This window comes from Stenotrophomonas sp. P5_B8 (genome assembly GCF_054049855.1).
The window spans coordinates 1-3,636 of sequence record NZ_JBFULO010000389.1 but is presented as its reverse complement, the minus strand read 5'-3'; the positions used below and the strand labels follow the sequence as shown (position 1 = coordinate 3,636).

3 protein-coding genes are annotated in these 3,636 nt (G+C 56.4%); 1 reads left to right on the top strand and 2 read right to left on the bottom strand.

Annotation, left to right across the window (positions count from 1 at the left end; genetic code table 11):
* Nucleotides 1–1,042 (bottom strand): UvrD-helicase domain-containing protein (locus tag ACXJKH_RS16870; RefSeq protein WP_457321041.1); only part of this gene is annotated, 1,042 nt, incomplete at its 3' end.
* Nucleotides 1,039–2,955 (bottom strand): ATP-dependent nuclease, encoded by a 1,917-nt coding sequence (locus tag ACXJKH_RS16865; RefSeq protein WP_457321039.1) that lies wholly within the window; start codon nt 2,953–2,955, stop codon nt 1,039–1,041. The genes ACXJKH_RS16865 and ACXJKH_RS16870, both read right to left, overlap by 4 nt.
* A gap of 185 nt (nt 2,956–3,140) precedes the next feature.
* Here ACXJKH_RS16865 and ACXJKH_RS16860 point away from each other — a divergent pair.
* A partial coding sequence (locus ACXJKH_RS16860) for a DarT ssDNA thymidine ADP-ribosyltransferase family protein (protein WP_457321037.1) occupies nt 3,141–3,636 on the top strand: 496 nt, incomplete at its 3' end.

The following is a 3,636-nucleotide window of genomic DNA, read 5'->3' as shown; positions in this document are numbered from 1 at the left end:
GGACGCGCAGCAGATTGACCACGAGCTCTGTGGCAGGCTCTGAGGTAAGATCTTGCAACTCCTGCTCGTTTCGGCGCGGAATACCTCGACGATCCAGTTCATCGTCGATAGCCTGATTGAACATAGCGCTCTGGCGAATGTGAAGAATGGCAATTTCGTGCGGCGCAATGCCGTCAGCGATCCACTCCTCGATCTTCTCTGCAATTTGTGCAGCCTCGGCCAATTCGTCAGCGAACCGAGACAGATAGACCTTACCCTCGTCACCAACGATATCGCTTTCTGCCACCGCCGAACCTGGCTCCATCTGCATGATCATTCGGTTCTGCACGCGACGGATCGCTGGCGCAGATCGCCAGTTCTGCACGAGCCTCAAAATGGCTGCCGGAAACTCATCAGCGAACTTTCCCATCACCCCATCGAGCGCCCCTGCCCAGCCCATGATTTTTTGCTTCGCGTCTCCGACAGCGGTTATCGCGGTTGACGTATCCTTGAACAACGTCTTGATCAGCTTGTATTGTGGACCTGTACAATCTTGAAATTCGTCCAAAAATACATGGCTGTAAGCGATGTTGATTGATCGCTTGATCATCGGATGCTGTTCGATGAGATTTTGCGCCAATGGCACCAACTCCTTGAACGCAACCTGGACGCTCTTCACGCGAACGGTGCCGACTTTGAATCCCTGGTCCAGGCGATCCTTTCCTGTCAGAAGCGGCCGGTAGATCGCAATAATTCGACGCGCAAAGGCGTCGAACGTCATGCTGTTGAGACGGTGGGCATAGTCAAGTCCTGAGCGATCCCTCACCCGCCTACGCAGGGTGTGCGCCGCATCGGTTTTAAACGAGATCGCCAAGATCCTTTTTGGATAGCGGCTCGTGCCGGTCCTGAGCAAAAAGTCGGCGCGCTGAGCGAGAAGCTCGGTCTTCCCTGATCCAGGATTAGCAATGACCACACTGTTGCCATGAAGAGCCGTAATCGCCGCTTTTGCGCCGGGCTCCAACATCTCGATGGCAACCGGACTCCACTGAGCTGGCGTAATCATTCCGCGTCTGCCGCCAAGATGGTGACCACACGCTGACAGAGGTATTTCAGGGTCTTGGGGGCATCCGCTCTCAGATCTTCATCAGTCAGGTTGGCCAAGGCTTGAAGATGCGCTACCGGCTTACTGGCGAGTTTGAACAGGCGGTGGTAGTCGTGAAACAGACTGCGCGACTTTGGTCCGTAGTGCTTGGCGATTCCACTCTTTCCCAAGACCGCACCGAGTAAGTCATCGCCATCTTCCAACGGCTGCTCAGTGGCGCCGTAGGCATCTGGAAACTGCCGCATCATAGCGAAATCAAGATCAATCGGGGCCGAGAAGAAGACCCCTGCTCCTCTGAGGAAACGCACTTCCTCGATGAAAGCGTCCCCTTTGCAAGACGCTTTCCATCCAGGAAGCGCTTTGACTTCGGCATCGGTGCGCACCGGGTGGCCGTTTGGAAACTTGCGCAGATAGCCATGTGCCACTTTAACGCGCCCCCATCCTCCACCGAAGCGACCATAGTCAAGGTCAAGGAGAGTGACGTAGGGGATTCGCAAACTCGATAACAGGCGCCAGAAGTGATTGACATGACGCCCTCCAAGCGGCGCCACGCAGACACTGGACGCATCCGCTTCGACGCCCATGGCACTGAGCATGCGATGGAGCACGATGTCTTCGCTATCGCCTTCGCCCAGAACAACCAGCTTGGCAAAGTAGACCTCGGGATATGCCATGACCGCCTGGCGAACGAATTTTCCCGCTTCCCCTGCCTCATCCGGAAGAACAATTTCACTGACTTGCGTAATGCGATCAGCGTCAAGCCGGAGATGTCGGATGTGATCTGGATCAGCTCTGCGCAACATGGCGGGAGAGTGCGTGGCTACAATAGCTTGCCCGCCGGACTCGTCTTTGAGGTCTCGAAGTGCCTGGGTGACCCGCYCCAGATACTGGGGCGAGAGGCTGTTTTCAGGCTCTTCCACTGCAAGCAAAGTGAAAGCCGCTGGCCTCAGCCGAGCTAGATCAAAGGGTGTATCTGCGTCGGCCAACGCCGCGACATCAACTGCATGAGCAGCCAGCACCAGCGAGATGTAGAGCATTGACTGCTGGCCGTCGCTGAGCCGCTCAAAGTCCACTGATGGCGTTTCGTGGCCGGGCGAGAAGCGGACGCTCACCTGCTTCAACACCTCAGCCAGACCCCCTGTGCCAAAAGCAATGCTGGGGGAAGCGAAGAACTTCCCCTTGTGGAGCTTCCCCCACCCTGCCGTAAGTGCCCTGCCGAAGGCTTCAACGCCAGCGTTCTCTGTGACTGCTTTACCGAGTTGCTCGGATAGATCGTTAGCCTTACTACGCTCAGTCGTCCAATCCGCCGCACGAAGCGCCCTGCCGAGGAGCGAGGCCGCGCTGTAAGCAATGTGGTCAGCAGGGTTGCGTCTGGCCGGGAGGTAGTGAACCTGAATTGCTTGCCGATCAAGCTTGGGCATGCCACGGAGCTGGGTCGGCACACCGTCCGGATCGGCGGCCAACACGTATTCCAAGCGTTGCTCGATCTCTCCGCTCTCGTCCATCTCCGCAGTGAGACGAATCCRCACCCCGGGAACTTCGCCAATACTTTGCAGCTGCATGTGCGAGAAGAAGATTGGAACCGCAGCAGTGTCCTTACCCTCTTTCACCTCGGGAAAGGTGAAGTCTGCCTCGATCCATAGGCTGGCGGCTTTGCCTTCAATCGGCGCCTCCCCTATCGCCACATGGAAGTCGGAGGGCAGCACTGTCCGCATGGTCCCTGTGGTGCCAAACATCCGGGCCAATGCTGTCAGCACGGCTGTCTTACCCGCACCGTTAGGTCCAAGTAGGTAGGTCATCGAATCGAGCTTGATTTCAACCGGGTCCGGACCGAAGGACCAGAAATTGCTGATCCTAACGACTGCCAACTGCATGAACATCCCCTGTTCGACGCCCCCTGCGGGCACGCCATCGTATAGCTAGCGACGATCTTCTGCCACGCTATGATCCGCTTAAGGAATGCCACTCACAGCCGATAAGGCCTCTGTGGTGGAGTGCAAGGGATTGGCACGACATGGTCTCGCGCTCTTCGAGCATTGACAGACAGAATGGACTCAATATGGCCGCAAACATCCAAGAATATGTCGCAGAGCGCGGCATCAACCATCTCGTTCACTTCACCCGAGAAGATAACCTTGCGTCGATCCTAGAAAATGGCCTTCTCCGCCGCGATCTCTTGACCCCGGGCGCTGGGGTGGTCTTCAATGACGAGCTTCGACTAGATGGAACTTCAGCCGTATGCTTATCCATCAGCTTTCCCAACTATAAGCTGTTTTGCAGGCTGCGGAATAGCAATCCTGACGAGAAGTGGGTAGTGATTGGCCTTCACCCTTCCGTGCTCTGGATGCTACGCTGCGCCTTCTGCACCTCGAACGCTGCTTCCAGTGCAGTCACCGGCATCAATATTGAGCAGCGCATGGGCCTAGGTGCTCTCCAAGCAATGTTTGTTGACTGGGAAGACAAAGTGAGGGCCAACCTTGGCCTGACTGCTTCCGTTCCGACCAACCCTCAGGCTGAGGTCTTAGTGCTCGATTCGATCCCAAGAAATTTCATTG